Source organism: Hydrogenophaga pseudoflava NBRC 102511 (assembly GCF_001592285.1).
GTDB lineage: Bacteria > Pseudomonadota > Gammaproteobacteria > Burkholderiales > Burkholderiaceae_C > Hydrogenophaga > Hydrogenophaga pseudoflava.
In genome coordinates, this window is the sequence record NZ_BCWQ01000001.1 from 263723 (window position 1) to 277088 (window position 13366).

Here is a 13366-nt window from a genome sequence, read left to right on the forward strand (position 1 = left end):
GCCATGAGCCAGGATGCCCACCTGCTTGAAGAGCCCGTCGCCCGCACCGAGTTGCTCAAGGGTCACTTCCTTCATGTCGTGCGGGACACCGTACGCCTGCCTTCTGGGCAAGAGGCGACACGTGAATATGTGCTGCACCCGGGGGCGGTGATGGTGATCGGTCTGCTGGACGACGGTCGTGTGGTCATGGAGCGCCAGTTCCGGCATCCCATGCGCAGCGTCATCGTGGAGTTTCCGGCGGGCAAGCTCGATGCCGGTGAGGGCAGCCTGGCCTGCGCCCGGCGCGAGCTGGCAGAAGAGACGGGATACAGGGCCACGGAATGGGCGTTTGCGGGCAGGCTGGCACCGACCATCGCCTACTCCGACGAAATCATCGACATCTGGTTCGCCCGGGGGCTGTCGCAGGGCGAACGCCGGCTGGATGAGGGCGAATTCCTGGACGTGTTCAACGCCACGCCCGACGAAGTGAATGGCTGGTGTCGCGACGGCAGCATCATTGACTGCAAGACCCTGGTCGGTGCCCTCTGGCTGCAGAACGTGCTGTCGGGCGTGTGGTCACTGGACTGGTCCGGCGCCATGCCCGCCGACGTCGCACGATAATTCAGTCATGAAGGTTCTCAACCTGCAGTGTTCGCACCAGCACGACTTCGAGGGCTGGTTCGCGTCGGAAGACGATTTCCATCAGCAACTGGAGCGTGGCCTGCTGAGCTGCCCGCTGTGTGGCGACGCGCAGGTGCGCAAGATGCTGTCGGCGCCGCGGTTGAACCTGGGTCGCACAAGCGAGGAACCGGTGGCGCGTGCAGGCACGGACGAGGGCCTGGTGGAGTTGGGCCGGACTGCGCCGGGGTCCGAACTGCAGGGGCGCCTGTTGCGCGCCGTGCGCGAGCTGATGAGCCAGACCGAAGACGTGGGCGAACGCTTTGCCGACCAGGCGCGGGCCATGCACCACGGCGAGCTGGCACAGCGCAACATCCGCGGCCGCACCACACCCGAGGTGGCGATGGAGCTGATCGAGGAGGGTATCGACGTGATGCCCCTGCCGGCCTTGCCGGCCCTGAAAGAAACACTGCAATGAAAAAAGCCCCGCGATGCGGGGCTTCTTCATGCTCGGCCCATCAGGGATACAAACCGCGCAGGTCGCGTGCGTGCAGGATGCGCTTGCAGGCCACGATGAATGTCGCAGTGCGCAGGCTGACCTTGTTCTCCTCGGCCACCTGCCAGACGGCAGCAAACGCGCCTTTCATGATGCGCACCAGGCGCTCGTTGATCTCGTCCTCGCTCCAGAAGAAGCTGGAGAAGTCCTGCACCCACTCGAAGTAGCTCACCGTCACGCCGCCAGCGTTGGCGATCACGTCGGGCAACACCAGGATGCCGCGGTCGTGCAGGATGTCGTCGGCCTGGGGCGTGGTCGGACCGTTGGCGCCTTCGATGATCATCTTGGCCTGGATGCGGCCGGCGTTGGCTTCGGTGATCTGCTGTTCCAGCGCAGCCGGGATCAGGATGTCGCAAGGCACGCCCCAGAAGGCGTCGTTGTCGATCACTTCGCCACCGCTGAACCCGGCGACCGAGCCCACGCGGGCCACGTGGGCGAGCAGGGCGGGCACGTCCAGGCCGGACTCGCGGTAGACGGTGCCGCCGTGGTCCTGCACCGCCACCACCTTGGCGCCGGCTTCCGCAAACAGCTTGCCGGCGACGCCGCCGACATTGCCGAAGCCCTGCACCGCCACGCGGGCCTTGGAAATGTCCATGCCGGTGTGCTTGGCGGCTTCGACGCCCACTGTGAACACACCGCGGCCGGTGGCTTCGCGGCGGCCCAGCGAACCGCCGAGGTCGACCGGTTTGCCGGTGACGACGCCGGTGGCCGTGGCGCCTTCGTTCATCGAGTAGGTGTCCATCATCCAGGCCATCACCTGTTCGTTGGTGTTGACGTCGGGGGCGGGGATGTCCTTGGTCGGGCCGATGATGATGCCGATCTCACTGGTGTATCGACGCGTCACGCGCTCAAGTTCACCGATCGACAGTTGGCGTGGGTCGACGCGGATGCCGCCCTTGGCGCCGCCGTAGGGCACGTTGACCGCCGCGTTCTTGATGGACATCCAGGCCGACAGCGCCATCACCTCGGACAGGGTCACGTTCTGGTGGAAGCGCACGCCGCCCTTGCCGGGGCCGCGGCTGGTGTTGTGCTGCACGCGGTAGCCCTCGAAGTGGGCCACGGTGCCATCGTCGAGGTGGATTGGCACGTCGACGATCAGGGTGCGCTTGGGGCGCTTGAGGGTGTCGACCCAGCGGGCGAGGCTGCCCAGGTAGGGCGCGACGCGGTCAACCTGTTGCAGATAGATGCCCCAGGGGCCGAGGTTGTTGGGGTCCAGATAGGACGGCAGGGCGTTGGTGAAGGCTGCCGGGCTGTTGGCCGCGGCGCCGGCCGGGTGCGGTGCTTGTGACATTTGCGAGGTGTCCTTGTGGGTTGTCTCATCGTTCCACGGTGGAGCCGATGGCCGGGACTGTAAGGACCGGGTGCCACCACTGTCCAAGGCCGAGTTGCCATTCCGTTATGCGCCTGCTGCATAACCCTGGGTGTCAGGCGGGTGGTCGTTCCCAGACCTGCCGGGCCACCCGTGCCATGTTTCCACCGAGGATGCCGTCGATGTCGTTGTCGTCCATGCCCGCCGCGCGCAGGGCCTCGGGCAGCTGCTTCCAGGTGTCGACCGGTGCGTACCGCATCTGCCGGATGCCGCGGCCGTAGCCCGCGCCAGCGGGCCACCAGTACTCCGGATCAAAGGGCGGGGGCGGGTCGTCGTCGAGGCCGGGTTCTCCGAAGCCGATGTCCAGTCCCAGGCCGACGTGCCGGGTCCCGACGAGCTCGGCGACGTGCAGCAGGTGGCGCACGATGTCGCTCGCGGCGGGCGATTCGACGCCGAGAAAACGGGAGACACCGGAGATGCACACCACGCCGCCGGTGGTGGCGCAGGCGCGGATCTGTTCGTCGGTGATGTTGCGACCATGTTCGACCAGGGCCAGTGGATTGGCGTGGCTGAACACGACCGGTCGGGTCGAGTGGGCCATGATGTCCAGCGTGGTGCGGCGCTCGGTGTGCGAGCAGTCGATGATCACGCCGGCCGCATTCATCGCTTCGACCATCCGGCGCCCCAGCGCGGTCAGGCCTTGCGGCGCGTCGTGGCAGCCGCCGGCCACGCTGTTGTTGCGGTTGTAGGCGAAGTGGATCTGGCGCACGCCGAGGTCGCGGTACAGCGCCACCATTTCCGGCCGTTCCAGCAGCGGCAGTGCGCCTTCGAGGTCGAAGCCGACCGCGAGTTTTCCCTCGTGACGCGCGCGTTCGATGTCGGCTACCGTGTCCGGCAGGAGGTATCGATCAGGTGCTGCAAGCAGCCGGGCGCGAAACGCCGCGATCACCGGCAGGATCTGCGACAGCGGGTTCATGTCCATGCCCACATTGATGCTCACGTAGTGCACGCCCGCGGTGCGGTAGTGCTCCAGTGGTGCAAAGCTGGCGTCGGGGTGCAGGGGCAGGCAGGTGTGGGCTTCCCAGCGAATCATGGGGTCCTTGGTGGTTGTGGCGCTTTCAGCGAGGCGGCGCGAGATGGCACCGATTTTGCAGTTCTTGATGCGGGTCAAGTGGACCTGTGGTTCAACACCAGTGGCACCAACGCAGGTGACAGCGGCACAGGCATTTGTCTTGATAATCATTTTTCACCCGACGGGCGAGCACTTCGCTGCGCCCGCATAACTTGAGGAAGACCCTATGTTTGAAGTGAAGAAACTGGCGCTGGCGCTGAGCCTGACGGCTGTTGCCGCTGCGTCGCATGCCGCAGGTACGCTGATTTACTGTTCCGAAGGCAGCCCGGAAGGCTTCGACACCGCGCAATACACGGCCGGCACCACCTTCGATGCCGCCGGTCACGCGCTCTTCAACCGCCTGACCCAGTTCAAGAAGGGCGGCACCGACGTCGAACCCAGCCTGGCCGAGTCCTGGGCCATTTCCGCCGATGGCCTGACCTACACCTTCAAGTTGCGCAAGGGCGTCAAGTTCCACACCACCGACTACTTCAAGCCCGGTCGTGACCTGACCGCCGACGATGTGATCTTCACCATCGAGCGCATGGTCAACAAGGAGCACGCCTTCAACAAGGCCTACCCGGCGCAGTTCCCCTACGCATCCGACGTGGGTCTGGAGAGCAACACCGAGTCGGTCACCAAGACCGATCCGCTCACCGTGGTCGTGAAGCTCAAGAAGCCGGATCCCGACCTGCTGGTCAAACTGGCCATGCCGTTCGCCTCCGTGCTCTCCAAGGAGTACGCCGACAAGCTGCTGGCCGAAGGCAAGGCCAGCATGATCAACCAGCAGCCCGTGGGCACCGGCCCGTTCGTGCTGCGCCGCTACGAGAAAGACGCGCAGATCCGCTACGCCAAGCACAAGGACTACTGGAACGCCAAGAACGTGCTGGTGGACAACCTGATCTTCGCGATCACCACCGACGCGTCGGTGCGCTTCCAGAAGCTCAAGGCCGGCGAGTGCCACATCATGTCCTTCCCCAAGCCGCAGGACATTGCCGCGATGAAGACCGACCCCAACCTGAAGGTCGACACCGCCCCGGGCTTCAACATCGGCTACCTCTCGTACAACACCGAGAAGGCCCCGATGAACAAGCTGGAAGTGCGCCAGGCGCTGGACATGGCGATCAACCGCAAGGCGATCATCGACGCGGTCTACCAGGGCCAGGGCCAGGAAGCCGCCAACCCGTTCCCGGCTTCGCTGTGGTCCTACAACAAGAACCTGAAGAACGCCGCCTACAACCCCGAGAAGGCCAAGGAGCTGCTGAAGAAGGCCGGCGTGGCCGAAGGCACCGAGATCACCCTCTGGGCCATGCCGGTGCAGCGCCCTTACAACCCCAACGCCAAGCTGATGTCCGAAATGATCCAGGCCGACTGGGCCAAGGTGGGCATCAAGGCCAAGATCACCCAGTACGAATGGGGTGAGTACCTCAAGCGCATGAAGAACGGCGAGCACGACACCGGCCTGATCGGCTGGACCGGGGACTATGCCTCGCCCGACAACTTCCTGGGCGTGCTGCTGACCTGCGAGGCCGTGGGTGGTTCCAACTACGCGCGCTATTGCAGCAAGGAATTTGATGGCTACACCCTCAAGGCCCGCAACAGCACCAACCAGAAGGAACGCACCGAGCTGTACATGAAGGCGCAGGAAGTCTTCAAGAAAGACCTGCCCTGGACGACCATCGCCCACTCGACGGTCAACCAGCCGATGCGCAAGAACGTGTCCGGCTTCGTCATCAGCCCCTTCGGCGACTACAACTTCGAAGGCGTGGGCGTGAAGTAAAGTCTTCGCTTTGGCTCACATGGCAGGCGTCAGGTTTGACGCCTGCTTTTTTTGTATTTGCATAACAACAAGGAGTGTTCTCTCATGCTGAGATACCTTCTCCAAAGACTGCTGGTGCTCATACCCACCTTTCTGGGCATCACGCTGCTGACCTTCTCGCTCATCCGGCTGATCCCGGGTGATCCGGTGGAGGTCATGATGGGCGAGCGCACGCTCGACCCCGAAATGCACGCCGCCGCGCTCAAGAAGCTCGGGCTGGACCAGCCGCTGTACGTGCAGTACGGCCGTTACCTGGCCGATCTGGCGCAAGGCAACCTGGGCCAGTCGCTCAAGACGCAGGCCAGCGTCTGGGCCGAGTTCAAGTCGCTGTTCCCGGCCACGCTGGAGCTGGCGCTGTGCGCGCTGCTGATCGCGCTGGTGTTCGGCGTGATTGCGGGCGTGCTGGCGGCCGTCAAGCGCGGCACCTGGCTGGACCACACAGTGATGACGGGTGCGCTCACCGGCTATTCGATGCCGATCTTCTGGTGGGGTCTGCTGCTGATCCTGATCTTTTCGGTCGGCCTGGGCTGGACACCGGTGTCCGGGCGACTCGACCTGATGTTCGATGTGCCGCCGCAGACGGGCTTCATGCTCATCGACGCCTGGCTGGCCGAGCATGCCGACCCCGAGCTCAACGCCGGCGCCTGGTGGGATGCGGTGCGTCACCTGATCCTGCCGGCCGTCGTGCTGGGCACCATCCCGCTGGCGGTGATCGCGCGCATGACGCGCTCGTCCATGCTGGAGGTGCTGCGTGAGGACTATGTGCGCACCGCGCGTGCCAAGGGTCTGTCGCCCTCGCGGGTGGTTTTCGTGCACACGCTGCGCAACGCGCTGATTCCGGTGCTCACCGTGGTCGGCCTGCAGGTCGGCACGCTGATGGGCGGCGCGGTGCTGACAGAGACCATCTTCTCCTGGCCGGGCATCGGCAAGTGGCTGATCGAAGCGATCGGACGGCGCGACTACCCCGTGGTGCAGAACGGCATCCTGCTGGTCGCTACCCTGGTGATCCTGACCAACTTCACCGTGGACTTGCTCTACGGTGTGGCCAACCCTCGCATCCGGGTGACCTCATGAATTTCAGAGAATTCTGGCGAGCCTTCTCGCTCAACAAAGGGGCCGTGGCCGGTCTGCTGTTCATGGCCGTGGTGGTGCTGCTGGCGCTGTTCGCGCCGCTGGTCGCACCGCACAGCCCGATCGAACAGTACCGCGACCACTTCCTGCAGGCCCCCGTCTGGGCCGGCGGCAGCTCGCAGTTCCTGCTGGGCACCGACGAGCTCGGCCGCGACCTGCTCTCGCGGCTGATCCACGGTGCGCGGCTGTCGCTGCTGGTGGGTCTGGTGTCGGTGCTGATGGCGCTGGTGCCGGGGGTGATCCTCGGTCTGGTGGCGGCCTTCGCCGGCAAGTGGGTCGACTCGACCATCATGCGCGTGATGGACATCGTCATGGCACTGCCTTCGTTGCTGATGGCGGTGGCGATCATGGCCATCCTTGGTCCGGGTCTGGTCAACGCCATGATTGCGATCGCGCTGGTGTCGCTGCCGGCCTATGTGCGCCTGGTGCGCGCCTCGGCGATGAGTGAGCTCAAGCGCGACTACGTCACGGCCGCACGGCTGTCGGGCGCGCGCACGCTGCGCCTGATGTTCGTGACCGTGCTGCCCAACTGCACGGCGCCACTGATCGTGCACGCCACCATGAGCTTCTCGGCCGCGATCCTCGAAATCGCAGCGCTGGGCTTCCTCGGCCTGGGCGTGCAGCCGCCGCTGCCCGAGTGGGGCACCATGCTCGCCTCGGCGCGCGACTACATCGAGAGCGCCTGGTGGGTGGTGACACTGCCGGGCCTGACGATCCTGCTGTCGGTGCTGGCGATCAACCTGGTGGGCGATGGTCTGCGCGACGCGCTCGACCCCAAACTCAAGTCGGCCTCATGAACGGGCAAGGAATACCAACATGAGCCTTCTGGACATCCAACAACTGAGCGTCGAGTTCGGCGCCAAGGGCCGCGGTTTTCGCGCGGTCGATTCCCTCGACCTGCAGCTGAACCAGGGCGAGGTGCTGGGCATCGTCGGCGAGTCGGGTTCGGGCAAGTCGGTCTCGATGATGGCGATGATGGGCCTGCTCGCGGGGCAGGGGCGCGTGAACGCGCAGCGCCTGCACTTCGACGGCCAGGACCTGCTCACCATCAGCGACCGGCAGCGGCGCAAGATCCTGGGCAAGGACATGGCCATGATCTTCCAGGACCCCATGACCTCGCTGAACCCGTGCTTCACCGTCGGCTACCAACTTGAAGAGGTGCTGCGCGAGCACATGGGCCTGCGCGGCGCGGCGGCGCGCGCGCGGGCGCTGGAGCTGTTGCAGATGGTCGAGATCCCGGGCGCGCAGAGCCGGCTGGACAGCTACCCGCACCAGTTCTCCGGCGGCATGGCGCAGCGCGTGATGATCGCGATGGCGATCGCCTGCAACCCCAAGCTGCTGATCGCCGACGAGCCGACGACGGCGCTGGACGTGACCATCCAGGCGCAGATCATGGAGCTGCTGGTGCAGCTGCAGCAGGCGCACCACATGGCGCTGATCCTGATCACGCACGACCTGGCGGTGGTGGCCGAAGTGGCGCAGCGCGTGGCCGTGATGTACGCGGGCCAGGTGGTCGAGCAAGGCCCGGTGGACCGGCTGTTTGCCACGCCTTCGCACCCCTACACCGCGGCGCTGTTGCAGAGCGTGCCCGAGCACAGCCGCGGCGCGCGCCGCCTGCACACGCTGCCGGGCATCGTGCCCGGGCAGCACGACCGGCCGGCCGGCTGCCTGCTGTCACCGCGCTGCCCGAAGGTGCAGGAACGCTGCCAGATCGAACGCCCCGGACTGCTCGCCCATGAGGGCACCCAGGTGCGCTGCTTCTTCCCCCTTGTGGCCGAGGAGGTGGTGTGATGAACAATCCAAACCAATCACTGATGAGTCCGTCCGCTGCACCCGTGATGCAGGCCGAGTCGCTGACGCGCCACTACGGCGTGTCGCAGGGCGCGTTCAAACCGAAGCTGACCGTCAAGGCCCTGGTCGATGTGTCCTTCTCGCTCGCCGCCGGCCAGACGCTGGCGGTGGTGGGCGAATCGGGCTGCGGCAAGAGCACGCTGGCGCGCCAGCTCACGCTGATCGAGGAGCCGACCGAAGGCCGGTTGCAGGTGGGTGGTGAGTGGGTGGTGCCGGGCGACCGCGCGCAGTACAAGCGGCTGCGCAGCCAGGTGCAGATGGTGTTCCAGAACCCCTATGCGTCGCTGAATCCGCGCCAGAAGATCGGTCACCAGATCGCCGAGCCGCTGCTGCTGAACACGACCATGTCGGCGGACGAGCGAAAGCAGAAGGTGCAGTCGATCCTGAAGCTCGTAGGCCTGCGCCCCGAGCACGCCGACCGCTACGCCCACATGTTCTCGGGCGGCCAGCGCCAGCGCATCGCGATTGCGCGGGCGATGGTGCTGCAGCCCAAGATCCTGGTGGCGGACGAGCCGACCTCGGCGCTGGACGTGTCGATCCAGGCGCAGGTGCTGAACCTGTTCATGGACCTGCAGGAACAGCTGCAGACGGCCTATGTGTTCATCTCGCACAACCTGGCGGTGGTGGAACACATCGCGGACCACGTGATGGTGATGTACCTGGGGCGGGTGGTGGAGTCGGCGCCGAAGGAGGCGCTGTTTTCACGCGCGCTGCATCCGTACACGCAGGCGTTGCTGTCGGCGACGCCCTCGATCGATCCGGCGCAGCGGCAGAAGAAAATCCCGATCACGGGCGAGCTGCCGAGTCCGCTGAATCCGCCCTCTGGCTGTGCTTTTCACAAGCGCTGTCCTCGGGCGGATGCGCGTTGTTCTTCCGAGTTGCCGCTGTTGCGCGAAGTTGAAGGGCGGCTGGTGGCTTGTCACCACGTCTGACTTCTTGCTCTGACGTTTTTCCTTCGGCGCTCTGGCTTTGCTTGCAAGGGCAGGTGGTGCGGGTGGTCGTTCTCCGTCCCACCTCGCGGGGGTCTGCGCGGGTCCGTCCGCTTCACTTCGTCAACGCTTCTGTGGTGATCTACCGTGCGGGCAACCGCGAATGGGGACTGCGCCCGTCCACCCGCACCACCTGCCCCGAGTGAGGTTTGAGCTTGCGTTGTCCGTGGTGCGCTCGTGCGTTGGTTCATGGTGATGGCGGCAGCCCCGGGCGCAGGCCCCATTCGCCGTTGCCACAGAGTGTGCGAGCGGTACCGGTGTTGACGCAGCTGCGGTTGCGAACCCGTTCCTCCGGCGGCGAGCGTGGGCCGGAGCACGGGGCTGCCGCCATCACCCTGCGCGAGGTGCAGGCGATCAAACCAACAAGAACTCAGGAAGAAAACTGGAGAGCCGCCAGCCGCGCATACACCCCGCCGAGCGCCACCAGCTCGGCGTGGGTGCCTTGTTCGACCAGCCGGCCGTGGTCCAGTACCAGGATGCGGTCGGCTTGCTGCACCGTGGCCAGACGGTGCGCGATCACCAGCGTCGTGCGGTCTTTCATCGCCGACTCCAGCGCCGCCTGCACCATGCGCTCGCTCTGCGCGTCCAGCGCGCTCGTCGCCTCGTCCAGCAACAGCAGCGGCGGGTTCTTGAGCATCGCGCGCGCGATCGCGATGCGCTGGCGCTGGCCGCCCGAGAGCCGCACGCCGCGCTCGCCCAGGAAGGTGTCGTAGCCCTCGGGCAGGCGCTCGATGAACTCATCCGCGAACGCCGCTCGTGACGCGGCGCGCACCTCGTCGTCGCTGGCGCCGGGTTTGCCGTAGCGGATGTTCTCCATCGCGCTGCTGGAGAAGATCACCGGGTCCTGCGGCACGATGCCGATGCGCTCGCGCAGCGCCTGGAGGTCCATGTGTTGGATCGGCGTGCCGTCCAGCGAGATCGTGCCCGCGGCCGGGTCGTACCAGCGCAGCAGCAGGCCAAACACCGTGGTCTTGCCGGCGCCGCTGGGGCCGACCAGGGCCACGGTCTGGCCCGGTGCCACGTCCAGCGTCAGGTCCGAAAGCGCGGCCTGGTCCGGGCGCGAAGGGTAGTGGAAGGTGATGCTGTCAAAGCGCACCGCGCTGCCGCCCTGCGGCCAGGGCACCGACACTGGTTGCGTCGGCGACTGGACCGGCGAGCGCAGCGCCAGCAGCTCCATCAGGCGCTCGCTCGCGCCGGCCGCACGCAGCAGGTCGCCGTAGACCTCACCCAGCACCGCCACCGCGCCCGCCAGGATGATGATGTAGACCACCGTCTGGCCCAGGTGGCCGGCGCTGATCTGCCCTGCGATCACCGCCTGCGTGCCCTGGTACAGGCCCCACAGCAGCAGGGCCGCGGTGCTGATGATGATGAAGGCGATCAGCGCGGCGCGGGCTTTGCTGCGCCGCACGGCGGTGAGGAAGGCGCTGTCGGTCGAGGCCGAGAAGCGCTGCGCCTCGCGGTCTTCGGCCGCGTAGCTCTGCACCACCGGAATCGCGTTGAGCACCTCGGCTGCGATGGCGCTGGAATCGGCCACGCGGTCTTGGCTGGCGCGCGAGAGCTTGCGCACGCGCCGGCCGAACCACATGCTGGGCGCCACCACCAGCAGCAGGATCAGCAGCACCTGCGTCATCACGTAAGGGTTGGTCCAGATCAGCATGCCCAGCGCGCCGATACCGGTGACCGCGTTGCGCAGGCCCATCGACATCGACGAGCCGACCACGGTCTGCACCAGGGTGGTGTCGGTGGTCAGGCGCGAGAGCACCTCGCCGGTCTGGGTGGTCTCGAAGAACTGCGGGCTCTGTCGCAGCACATGGCTGTAGACGGCATTGCGCAGGTCGGCCGTGACGCGCTCGCCGATCCAGCTGACGAAGTAGAAACGCACCGCCGACGAAAGGCCCAGCAGCACCGCCACGCCGAACAGCTGCAGGAAATGGCCGCGCAGCGCCATGGTCTGGTCGCCGCGGTCGGCCGACACCAGCCCTCCGTCGATCAGCTGGCGCAGTGCCAGCGGGAACAGCAGCGTGGCCACGGCGGCCAGTGTCAGAAACAGCAGGGCTCCGGCGATCTGCCAGCGGTAGGGCCGCAGGAACGGCAGCAGGCCGCTCAGGGATGTGGGGGTGGTGGCGCGGGGGCGGTCTGCCGGCGAGGGGGTGCTCATGATGTGCAGTGTGCCCCGATAATTCGGGGCTCTTCGACAGGCGCTCGACCCATCGGTCGGACAGGCCTGTCCGTTTCGCTGTCTGGACAAGTCTCCCATGCCTGCTTCCCGGTTTGCCCTTCTCTCACGCGTTGCCCTTGGTCTTGTGGTGGCTCTTCTGTCGGCCTGCGGCGGTGGCTCCGATCAGGACGCGGCGCCGTCTTCCAACACGACGACCAGCGCGGACGCGCCGGCGGGAACCACCAGTCTGATGGATGAGTGGGCGCGCTACGCGGATTCCGGGCAACCGCTGCTGGTGGACGGCGAAGACGCCACCGAGACCCATCTTGGAAAAGCCGCACGGCTCAACAGGGAGCAGCTGGGTGAGTACCAGAGAAAGTCTGCCAGCGCGCAGAAGTCCGGCTTGCTGGCGCCCAAGGCGTTCACCGGGCTGGTTCCTGTCTACCGGTTCCTCAACCGCCAGACCGGTGCGCACTTCTACACCATCGATACGGCCGAGCGGGACCTCGTCATTGCGACGATGCCGCAGTTCAACTACGAGGGCCAGGCATTCCTCGTCAGCCCGACCGCTCAGCCGGGGTTGCTGCCGGTGCACCGGTTCAACAACACGGTCAACGGTGTGCACCTCTACACGATCAGTGAGGACGAGAAGAACTACATCCAGGCCAACCTGCCCAGCTATGTTTACGAAGGCGTGGCCTACCATGCCAGCCCGGTCGGCGGTGCCGGGCTCAAGCCGCTGTTCCGTTTCTACCGATCCGACCGGGGGCTGCACTTCTACACCGCCGACCACACCGAGCGGGATGGCGTCATCGCCAGCCTGTGCGCGTACCGGTATGAGGGCCCCGCCTACTATGTGATGGACCCTGCGGCGGTGTCCGACCCACCGGCGGCAACGCCCAATGCGGTGGTGCTGGTGGTGGGAGACTCCCTGTCCCAGGGCTACGGCACCAGCATCAACGGCAACCCCTACAGCTTCGTGTCGCCAGGCAAGGTCTGGACCCAGAAGCTCGCCACGGAGATCAGGACCCGCACAGGGCGGGCCTGCAACCGGCTGGTCAATGTCAGCGTGGGCGGCATGCGCACCGACCACGGTCTGGCACGCATCCAGGGGTGGTTGAACCAGTACGCGCCCACCCACGTCATCCTCGCGCAGGGCACCAACGACGCCTGGCAAAACCGTGGGGTGTGGTCCATGGAGGCCAACCTGGGCGCGATGGCTCAGGCCAGCCTCGCGGCGCACGCCAGGGTGTATGTGATGGACTTTGCGTTCTACCCCAAGGGCAGCGCGTACCGCCAAGGCATGACGGAGATGTACCAGCGCGTGGCGACCAACAACGCGGGCACCTACTTCGCAGGATCGGGCGGCATTCCGTTCACCGGCACCTACTACCACCCGGACCAGGTGCACCTGAAGGACGCCGCGCAGCCGGCCATCCTGGAGAACGTCTGGCAGGCGCTCGTCCCCTCTTTCTGAGGGCGTTCAGTGGGGGGGCGGCACCTGGGCCAGAACCCGGGAGTGGGCGCGTTCCAGTTCACCGATCAGGTCGTCGATCTGTGCCATGAACTGGTCGCGGCTGGCATAGGGGTGGCGGGTGATCAGTGCGGTCGAGCGGTCAGCCAATTCGGGCTCGCCGGCCTGGCGGGCCCAGCGGCGCACCTCGCAGTAGGCCAACAGGGCCAGGCGGCCCATGTCGCCGGTGCGGCGGGCGTGTTGCATGTCGCCGAGGAGGTCCTCAAGGCCAACTTGCAGGGGAGCAGTGGTGGTACCCATGGTGCAGCGCAACATTATGGGTAAAACCGTTATGGGTTGCAACGAGTGAGCGCGTTTTAGGGGTTTCTCCC

Annotated in this window: 12 protein-coding genes; 8 read left to right on the top strand and 4 right to left on the bottom strand. The window is 66.1% G+C overall.

The genetic code is table 11. The annotated features are described in order from the left end of the window. Positions 1-3: 3 nt before the first annotated feature. Both HPS01S_RS01350 and HPS01S_RS01355 read left to right on the top strand, forming a co-directional pair. Positions 4-600, top strand: coding sequence for an NUDIX domain-containing protein (locus HPS01S_RS01350; protein ID WP_066150108.1), 597 nt, complete (start codon positions 4-6; stop codon positions 598-600). A gap of 7 nt (positions 601-607) precedes the next feature. Then, a complete protein-coding gene (locus HPS01S_RS01355) occupies positions 608-1075 on the top strand; it encodes a DUF1178 family protein (protein WP_066150112.1) in 468 nt (155 codons plus the stop codon). Between the two features lie 40 nt (positions 1076-1115). On the opposite strand, the gene HPS01S_RS01360 is transcribed toward HPS01S_RS01355, so the two are convergent. Together HPS01S_RS01360 and HPS01S_RS01365 are read right to left on the bottom strand one after the other, a co-directional pair. Beyond that, the gene (locus HPS01S_RS01360) at positions 1116-2444 is read right to left on the bottom strand and encodes a Glu/Leu/Phe/Val family dehydrogenase (RefSeq protein WP_066150115.1); all 1329 of its coding nucleotides are present in this window, start codon (positions 2442-2444) and stop codon (positions 1116-1118) included. Between the two features lie 133 nt (positions 2445-2577). Then, entirely contained in the window at positions 2578-3555 is a 978-nt protein-coding gene (locus tag HPS01S_RS01365) for a dipeptidase (RefSeq protein ID WP_066150887.1), read from the bottom strand. 205 nt (positions 3556-3760) lie between these two features. On the opposite strand from HPS01S_RS01365, the gene HPS01S_RS01370 reads away from it, so the two are divergent. From HPS01S_RS01370 to HPS01S_RS01390, 5 genes are all read left to right on the top strand, one after another. Beyond that, positions 3761-5353: an ABC transporter substrate-binding protein gene (locus tag HPS01S_RS01370; RefSeq protein ID WP_066150119.1), complete on the top strand. Its 1593-nt coding sequence runs from the start codon at positions 3761-3763 to the stop codon at positions 5351-5353. 84 nt (positions 5354-5437) lie between these two features. Beyond that, positions 5438-6466, top strand: coding sequence for an ABC transporter permease subunit (locus tag HPS01S_RS01375; protein ID WP_066150121.1), 1029 nt, complete (start codon positions 5438-5440; stop codon positions 6464-6466). Further along, the gene (locus HPS01S_RS01380) at positions 6463-7320 is read left to right on the top strand and encodes an ABC transporter permease subunit (protein ID WP_066150124.1); all 858 of its coding nucleotides are present in this window, start codon (positions 6463-6465) and stop codon (positions 7318-7320) included. The genes HPS01S_RS01375 and HPS01S_RS01380 overlap by 4 nt, the downstream gene beginning before the upstream one ends. Before the next feature lie 19 nt (positions 7321-7339). Further along, the gene (locus tag HPS01S_RS01385; protein WP_066150127.1) at positions 7340-8314 is read left to right on the top strand and encodes an ABC transporter ATP-binding protein; all 975 of its coding nucleotides are present in this window, start codon (positions 7340-7342) and stop codon (positions 8312-8314) included. A 23-nt stretch (positions 8315-8337) separates the two neighbouring features. Next, the gene (locus HPS01S_RS01390; protein WP_066150129.1) at positions 8338-9306 is read left to right on the top strand and encodes a dipeptide ABC transporter ATP-binding protein; all 969 of its coding nucleotides are present in this window, start codon (positions 8338-8340) and stop codon (positions 9304-9306) included. Between the two features lie 427 nt (positions 9307-9733). Here the strand turns inward: HPS01S_RS01390 and HPS01S_RS01395 are convergent, their stop codons facing one another. Then, positions 9734-11521 carry an ABC transporter transmembrane domain-containing protein gene (locus HPS01S_RS01395; RefSeq protein ID WP_066150132.1) on the bottom strand — a complete coding sequence of 596 codons (1788 nt, stop codon included), beginning with the start codon at positions 11519-11521 and terminating at the stop codon, positions 9734-9736. 148 nt (positions 11522-11669) lie between these two features. Here HPS01S_RS01395 and HPS01S_RS01400 point away from each other — a divergent pair, with 148 nt between their 5' ends. After that, positions 11670-12998 carry a GDSL-type esterase/lipase family protein gene (locus HPS01S_RS01400; RefSeq protein WP_157576028.1) on the top strand — a complete coding sequence of 443 codons (1329 nt, stop codon included), beginning with the start codon at positions 11670-11672 and terminating at the stop codon, positions 12996-12998. Positions 12999-13004: 6 nt separating this feature from the next. On the opposite strand, the gene HPS01S_RS01405 is transcribed toward HPS01S_RS01400, so the two are convergent. Further along, a complete protein-coding gene (locus tag HPS01S_RS01405; RefSeq protein ID WP_066150139.1) occupies positions 13005-13241 on the bottom strand; it encodes a hypothetical protein in 237 nt (78 codons plus the stop codon). Positions 13242-13366: the final 125 nt, after the last annotated feature.

Bases quoted from the DNA above. Each gene is read 5' to 3' on its own strand.
- HPS01S_RS01370 (WP_066150119.1), top strand. From the start codon at position 3,761: ATGTTTGAAGTGAAGAAACTGGCGCTGGCGCTGAGCCTGACGGCTGTT.
- HPS01S_RS01380 (WP_066150124.1), top strand. From the start codon at position 6,463: ATGAATTTCAGAGAATTCTGGCGAGCCTTCTCGCTCAACAAAGGGGCC.
- HPS01S_RS01390 (WP_066150129.1), top strand. From the start codon at position 8,338: ATGAGTCCGTCCGCTGCACCCGTGATGCAGGCCGAGTCGCTGACGCGC.
- HPS01S_RS01350 (WP_066150108.1), top strand. From the start codon at position 4: ATGAGCCAGGATGCCCACCTGCTTGAAGAGCCCGTCGCCCGCACCGAG.
- HPS01S_RS01365 (WP_066150887.1), bottom strand. From the start codon at position 3,555: ATGATTCGCTGGGAAGCCCACACCTGCCTGCCCCTGCACCCCGACGCC.
- HPS01S_RS01375 (WP_066150121.1), top strand. From the start codon at position 5,438: ATGCTGAGATACCTTCTCCAAAGACTGCTGGTGCTCATACCCACCTTT.
- HPS01S_RS01395 (WP_066150132.1), bottom strand. From the start codon at position 11,521: ATGAGCACCCCCTCGCCGGCAGACCGCCCCCGCGCCACCACCCCCACA.
- HPS01S_RS01385 (WP_066150127.1), top strand. From the start codon at position 7,340: ATGAGCCTTCTGGACATCCAACAACTGAGCGTCGAGTTCGGCGCCAAG.
- HPS01S_RS01360 (WP_066150115.1), bottom strand. From the start codon at position 2,444: ATGTCACAAGCACCGCACCCGGCCGGCGCCGCGGCCAACAGCCCGGCA.
- HPS01S_RS01405 (WP_066150139.1), bottom strand. From the start codon at position 13,241: ATGCAACACGCCCGCCGCACCGGCGACATGGGCCGCCTGGCCCTGTTG.
- HPS01S_RS01355 (WP_066150112.1), top strand. From the start codon at position 608: ATGAAGGTTCTCAACCTGCAGTGTTCGCACCAGCACGACTTCGAGGGC.